Genomic DNA, 6,133 nt, shown 5'->3' on the forward strand with positions numbered 1-6,133 from the left:
CACTGCCAACAGACTACTGCCAACTGCCAACTGACTATTTAATCACGGGCGATACATCCACAGCGGCAAACCGCTAGTAGAAAGCTCGAATTCCAGCACATTATTGTAAGCTGAAAGCCCGGATATATCCAGACTACTCCCCAAGACGCGATTTAGGAAAGGTTTTTGTTTTTCTAGCGTGCAGCACTCGGTTTTTTCCGGGTCGAGGCCTGCTAGTTCGGCGGCAAGGCGGCGAGCGTCCTCTTCTGTTCCGAGTCGATCGACCAAACCCAATTCTAAGGCTTGCTGGCCGGTAAAAACGCGGCCGTCGGCAAAAGTTTTCACGTTTTCAACTGCCAATTTCCGGGCTTCAGCAACGGTTTCCACGAATTGCTGGTAGCTGGTGTCGATCAAGTCTTGCAGAATTTGCTGTTCAGGATCGGTCAATTCTCGATCGAATGCCAAGATATCTTTATACGGCCCCGATTTAATCACCTGAAAAGAAACGCCTACTTTTTCTAACAGCCGTTCTAGATTGTTGCCCCGGATAATCACGCCAATGCTGCCGGTAATTGTGCCGGGATTAGCAACGATATGCTCGGCTCCCATGCCGATGTAAACTCCGCCAGAAGCTGAAATATTGCCGAAACTGGCAACAATTTTGACTTTTTCGCGCAAACGCTTCAGCGCGCTGTAAATTTCCTGGGAATCGCCGACTGTGCCGCCGGGGCTGTCTATCCGCAGCAGCAAGGCGGGAAATTTGCGTTCTTCAACGGTTTTGAGAGCTTCTAGGACTCGTTTGCGGGTTTCTCCGGCAATGGCTCCGGTGATTTCGATACGGGCGATTTGTTTGCGGTAGCGGGGCTTGAATGGCCAAATCATGGGCAGTGTACAGGCAATGTTACGGATTTTTGTAGCTAACTTCTAGTGTGCCTTATCCGAAGGAAGAAGGAAGAAGGAAGAAGGAAGAAGGAAGAAGGAAGAGGGAAGAAGTATTGTTCGCAACAGGCTTTTCGGCCTGTTCCACAAGAATTTTCTTGATTGTGGAACGTGCTTGTGTCAGCAACAGGCTCTTGGGCCTGTTCGTAATGGCCGATGGAGGTTGGTACGATCGCACTTAACCCACGTTCGATATATAATTGTAAAAATTGCTTAACAAATCTACATCATTCTCGTGAGAGCCACTCTCATCAATTATTTGGAGTCTCCACCATGCAGCTAAAACTTACCGATTCTAAACTGCCTTTTGCCCCGCTGTTGCTCATTGCGCCGTTTTTCCTGTGGGGAACCGCGATGGTAGCGATGAAAGGGGTGATGCCGCACACAACGCCGCTGTTTGTGGCATTCGTGCGTTTAGTACCTGCGGGCGTGTTGGTGCTGCTGGCGGCGGCACTGATGGGAAAACCGCAGCCGCAGGGTTGGAAAACTTGGCTGTGGATTTCCCTGTTTGCTTTGGTTGACGCTACTTTGTTTCAAGGCTTTTTAGCTGAAGGTTTGACCCGAACCGGTGCGGGTTTGGGTTCGGTGATGATTGATTCTCAACCGCTAGCTGTGGCGATTTTGTGTTTGTGGCTGTTTCAAGAAAAAATTGGTTTTTGGGGCTGGTTGGGATTAGTTATTGGCGTTGCGGGCATCAGTTTGATCGGGTTGCCCGATGGCTGGATTTTGGGGCTTTTTCATCCTGAAAACGGGCAGGTTTCTGCGGGTATCGAACAGTTGTTTCAGGGTGGAGAATGGTTGATGCTGTTGGCTGCTTTGTCGATGGCTGTGGGTACGGTTTTGGTGCGCTGGGTTTGCCGTTATGTTGACCCGGTGGTGGCGACTGGTTGGCACATGATTTTGGGCGGTTTGCCGCTGTTGGCAATGTCGGCTGCAACTGAGTCTGAGCAGTTTGTGAATATCGATTTTTCCGGCTGGATGGCGTTAGGTTATTCTACTGTGTTCGGAAGTGCGATCGCCTACGGTTTATTCTTTTATTTTGCTTCGAGTGGCAGTTTAACAAGTTTAAGTTCTCTTACCTTTCTTACGCCTGTATTTGCTTTGCTATTCGGCAATTTGTTTTTGGGCGAAGTGCTCAATCCGCTGCAATCGATGGGAGTTGGGCTGACTTTGGTGAGTATTTATTTGATTAATCAGCGGGATTCTTTGGGTGAGAAATTGCGAAAAGTGCGGCGCGACGAAGCGAGTGCAGAAGTTGAAGCAACAGGATTGTTAGAATCGTCTGAGTTGAATTCTGTAGAATTACCCGTGCAGTTGCGGGTTAGCGAATTGGAATCAGAAGTTTAGCGCTTTGACAAATTTAGGGAGAATTGGTTAGTTCAAGAATTAACTGATTTGGAGTTACAATCCTAGGAGTAGTAACCGGAAAATCTCGCGGGTTGCGGGTGACAATGGCATTAATTCGATTGATTACAGCAGTGCTGTACTGAATCGCATCTTCAAAATCCTTGAAGTTGCGAGTTAATGCCATTGAAATAACAGAGTTATCTACTGTTGCTACTTGACAAAATGTGGCTAGCTGTCGCAAAAAATCCAGCGTCCAATCGCGGCCTCTGTCTCTGCGGATAATATAGTAAAGGTCGCTAAAAGTTGAGGCTGAAATATAGCCTTGAATTTGTGCTTCTTCAACAAAAGTTAAAATGCGATCGCTCTCAGCAAAGAAAGGTTCTCGATAGAGCGCAACATCTACTATTATATTGGTGTCAATCAGGAGTTTCACAAGTTATGTTTATCCTTTAAATATTCCCATTTTGCTTGTTTGTCGGGATCGTCAAAATCCAGCGGTTCCGGTACAGCATCTCGATCGAATAAACCTTGAAATGCCTTAACGTTAGTTTTAAACTTTTTTTGAAGTGCTTCAGGTACGATCGCATTTTCTGACGCGCTGGCTTGTTTAACCGTATCAGGTAGCTGCAAGACGATGATTTCTACATCTCCCGGTGGCATATTCACGGGTTCCACAACTACCAAGTTGCCAGTTGCATCGATTTTACCTCTAAGTTTGTATGCTTGCATGGTAATCTCCGATAACTATGTTTCTATTATATGACATAATAACTTGCTTCATTACCAATCCTCTTCACCACCAATCTTAATGTCTCTGCTTTGAATCTTTTCTATAAAATTTTTGAAACTGGGATTTTCTGCGTAATGCTTCATCAAAACTTTCTGCTTGCGATATTGTGCTGAAATTACTCGATAATATTCAGGATTTTTAGCATTAGCGTCGATCGTAAAATTGTGTTTTTTCTGAACTTCCCGATTTAAAGTATCGAGACAGTTCTTAACTTTATATTTTTTATTGTCGGTATAATACAGTGGAAGCAACCAACACTCAATCGAATGTACGGAGATTGCAAATATAATTTTTTGTTGATATTTGCTGTAAAAATCATCGCCGCTTGCCACCCTAAACTTTCCAATTACTTTTTCAATTAAATGCTGAGGAGTAAATTCACCGTTTTCATCTTGCTTGGGGATATTATAAAGTTCTGAAACATCCGTATCTATTTGGATAATGATATAGTCAATAAATTGCAATGCTTCTTGAAAATCTCTTGACTTACAATAATTAAAAACTAGAGTCCAGCCGCCGTATGTGGATTTATTCTCATTGTCTTTATCTCTTTCTGGTTGAAGTTGCCTGATATCTAAATCTGGACTATTGAAATATCCAGCTAAAATATTCTCAATAACAATCTGGTCAGTAAGTCCCTCTGTAACTAATCCAAAACTAATCATATTAAAAATTTTTAGGAAGTCCGCCGATATAGCCCCTCAAAAACGCCTCTGATAATTTTACAGGTTCTTGTCCTTCGAGAGGTTCAGGTTTGAGAATGCGTCTAGCTTTAGTATGCCCTAATTGGTTGCGGTAGATCACAAACAGCCGCTGTTCATCATCACCTAAATCTAAACCGTCCAAAACTGCCGGGTTGTGGGTTGTGAATATAACTTGTTTGTCGTGTTTTTTTGCTAATTCGACTAATTCTTGCATTAATCTGCGACACAATCTGGGGTTGAGAGAAGCATCAATGTTATCTATTGCAAAAAATTTAGGCGTGAGATCGCTAATAAATAAAGCCAAGTAAAAAAGCAAAAATAAAAAGCCTTCATTAGAGCTTTTTTGGTCGAAGTAAGTTAAATCTCCCTCTAAATATTTATCTTGTATTTGGAGAGAAATTTGACTTTGTGATAAATTTTCAGGAACTTCAAAATCTTTAAACCAATCTATTAATTGCAGCTTTTCTTTGATTTGATTGATTTTCTCTTGATTTGGCTCTGAATTTAAAACCTTTATAAGTTTAAACAAGCCTTCACCATTAATGCCTAATGGTTGAATTTGTCCTTCTTTTTCAAAAGTTCGTAAGGCTTGGTTTTCAGGAGAGTAAATTGTGAATTTAATTAATTTAGAATTATAAAACAATTTGTTATATAATTGTAAGGCTAAAAATGTAAAATGATCTTTTAGATATCCTTCTGGATTAATAATTAATGGTAAAACAAATTTGAGTCTGTCTTTTAAGGTTTCTTTTTTTAATTTTTCAGAAAGCTCTTGTGAATCTTCTATTAAGATAACACCTTCTGCTTTAGTTGAGTTGGGAACAACATTTTCTAAAGGATTTTCAGGAGAATTCACGAAGTTTTTATTAACCCATTGAGAATAGGGAGAGTTATCATTATCTAAAATACAATTAAAGCTTTTTCCATCATTTTCTTTGATATCAATTTTGATATTTCCAACCAAATTTTCCCTTTCAAAAGCCGATCGCATAAATTGAGGTTCTGTAACTCGGATGCCCCGAGAACCTAAAAACTCGTTATCCAGCTTGTCATCTGCCGCAGCAGAAGCAAGGGCGATCGCCTCTAGGATATTGCTCTTGCCACAGCCATTTTCACCGATCAATACAGTTACTCGTCCTAATTCTAGCTTCAGCTTTTGAATGGACTTATAATTTTCGATTCTGACTTCTCCAATCATAATTCAATCCCATATAATCTTAGTGTACTCATTGTATCTCCGATCGCATGAATCTCAAAGAACGCTTGCACAGCCATCTGATTCAAATTGTACGCGATCGCAACCCATACCTCGCATCCGAAGGGCATTTTTATGCTCAGCAATACATCCGCGAACAGTTGGCACAGTGGGGAACTGTAGAAATTGACGATTTTTTGGTTCGCGGCCGAATTCATCACAATTTGATTTTGGATTTACCCCCCCTCAGTCCCCCCCTTGCTAAGGGGGGGAAGCAAGAAGAATCACCCCTGGCTAAGGGGGGGAAGCCAGACAATCTGGGTCTTGAAAAGCAGATTAAGAAGCGGTTGCCGCCGATCGTAATTGGTGCTCATTACGATACTGTACCCGGAACACCTGGGGCCGATGATAATGCTACGGGGGTTGCTGTATTGCTGGAACTCGCAAGGGATATCGCATCTGGGCCGCTCAAATATCCAGTGCAATTAGTCGCCTTCGATATGGAAGAATACGGTTGTTTGGGAAGCAGTCATCATGCAGCTAAATACAAGCAACAGCAAAAGTCAATCCGGTTAATGATTTCTTTGGAAATGTTGGGTTATTGCAACCATAATCCTAATTCTCAAAGCTATCCCGCTGGCTTGAAAGATTTTTATCCTAATAGTGGCAATTTTATTGCTTTAATTGGCACTTTCCCGACGGTTCCCGATTTGATTAATTTGAGTGGCAAAATTCGCAAATCTGGTCAGCCCTGCGAGTGGCTGCCGGTGCCGAATCGAGGTTTAATTGTGCCGGATACTCGCCGCAGCGATCATGTTCCTTTTTGGGATAACGGTTATCCGGCTATCATGGTGACTGATACTGCTAATATGCGAAATCCGCATTATCATCGAGAAAGCGATAAGATTGAAACTTTGGATTTGGATTTTCTGGCTGGTGTTTGTCAGGGATTGCTTGAGGCTATTCGATATTTATAGGAATTTTATTTTAACTGACATTTTGTACCTCGATCGAGAACAGGCAAGATGCCTGTTCCACAAGAGATAAATTGTATTGTGGGGTGGGCATCCTGCCCGCCCATAAAAGGCTGATTAACATTTATGATCGAGAACAGGCAAGATGCCTGTTCCACAAGAGATAAATTGTATTGTGGGGTGGGCATCCTGCCCGCCCATAAAA

The 6,133-nt window shown here is 42.4% G+C and carries 9 protein-coding genes; 3 read left to right on the forward strand and 6 right to left on the reverse strand.

The window, feature by feature from the left end:
• Positions 1-42 precede the first annotated feature (42 nt).
• Positions 43-861 (reverse strand): signal peptide peptidase SppA, encoded by an 819-nt coding sequence (gene sppA, locus QUA54_RS13750; RefSeq protein WP_172186044.1) that lies wholly within the window; start codon positions 859-861, stop codon positions 43-45.
• A gap of 47 nt (positions 862-908) precedes the next feature.
• Here sppA and QUA54_RS13755 point away from each other — a divergent pair, with 47 nt between their 5' ends.
• On the forward strand, positions 909-1,100 hold the full coding sequence (locus QUA54_RS13755; RefSeq protein ID WP_333415071.1) for a hypothetical protein: 192 nt from the start codon (positions 909-911) through the stop codon (positions 1,098-1,100).
• Between the two features lie 91 nt (positions 1,101-1,191).
• Positions 1,192-2,265, forward strand: a complete 1,074-nt coding sequence (locus QUA54_RS13760; protein ID WP_333415072.1) for a DMT family transporter — start codon at positions 1,192-1,194, stop codon at positions 2,263-2,265.
• 13 nt (positions 2,266-2,278) lie between these two features.
• Here the strand turns inward: QUA54_RS13760 and QUA54_RS13765 are convergent, their stop codons facing one another.
• Genes QUA54_RS13765 through QUA54_RS13780 form a run of 4 tightly spaced genes read right to left on the reverse strand, consistent with a single transcriptional unit; the run spans position 2,279 to position 4,957 of the window.
• A complete protein-coding gene (locus QUA54_RS13765) occupies positions 2,279-2,698 on the reverse strand; it encodes a PIN domain-containing protein (RefSeq protein ID WP_333415073.1) in 420 nt (139 codons plus the stop codon).
• Entirely contained in the window at positions 2,695-2,994 is a 300-nt protein-coding gene (locus QUA54_RS13770) for a hypothetical protein (RefSeq protein ID WP_333415074.1), read from the reverse strand. Before QUA54_RS13770 ends, QUA54_RS13765 begins: the two co-directional genes overlap by 4 nt.
• A 51-nt stretch (positions 2,995-3,045) precedes the next feature.
• A complete protein-coding gene (locus QUA54_RS13775) occupies positions 3,046-3,720 on the reverse strand; it encodes a phage tail protein (protein ID WP_333415075.1) in 675 nt (224 codons plus the stop codon).
• Position 3,721: 1 nt separating this feature from the next.
• Complete coding sequence (locus QUA54_RS13780; protein WP_333415076.1) at positions 3,722-4,957, reverse strand: AAA family ATPase; 1,236 nt, start codon at positions 4,955-4,957, stop codon at positions 3,722-3,724.
• Between the two features lie 47 nt (positions 4,958-5,004).
• Between QUA54_RS13780 and QUA54_RS13785 the strand changes: the two genes are divergently transcribed.
• Entirely contained in the window at positions 5,005-5,931 is a 927-nt protein-coding gene (locus tag QUA54_RS13785) for a M28 family peptidase (protein WP_333415077.1), read from the forward strand.
• Between the two features lie 5 nt (positions 5,932-5,936).
• On the opposite strand, the gene QUA54_RS13790 is transcribed toward QUA54_RS13785, so the two are convergent.
• The coding region (locus tag QUA54_RS13790) for a hypothetical protein (RefSeq protein WP_333415078.1) at positions 5,937-6,133 on the reverse strand (197 nt) is incomplete at its 5' end.

Source organism: Microcoleus sp. MOSTC5 (genome assembly GCF_036701825.1).
Classification (GTDB): Bacteria; Cyanobacteriota; Cyanobacteriia; order Cyanobacteriales; family Microcoleaceae; genus Microcoleus; species Microcoleus asticus.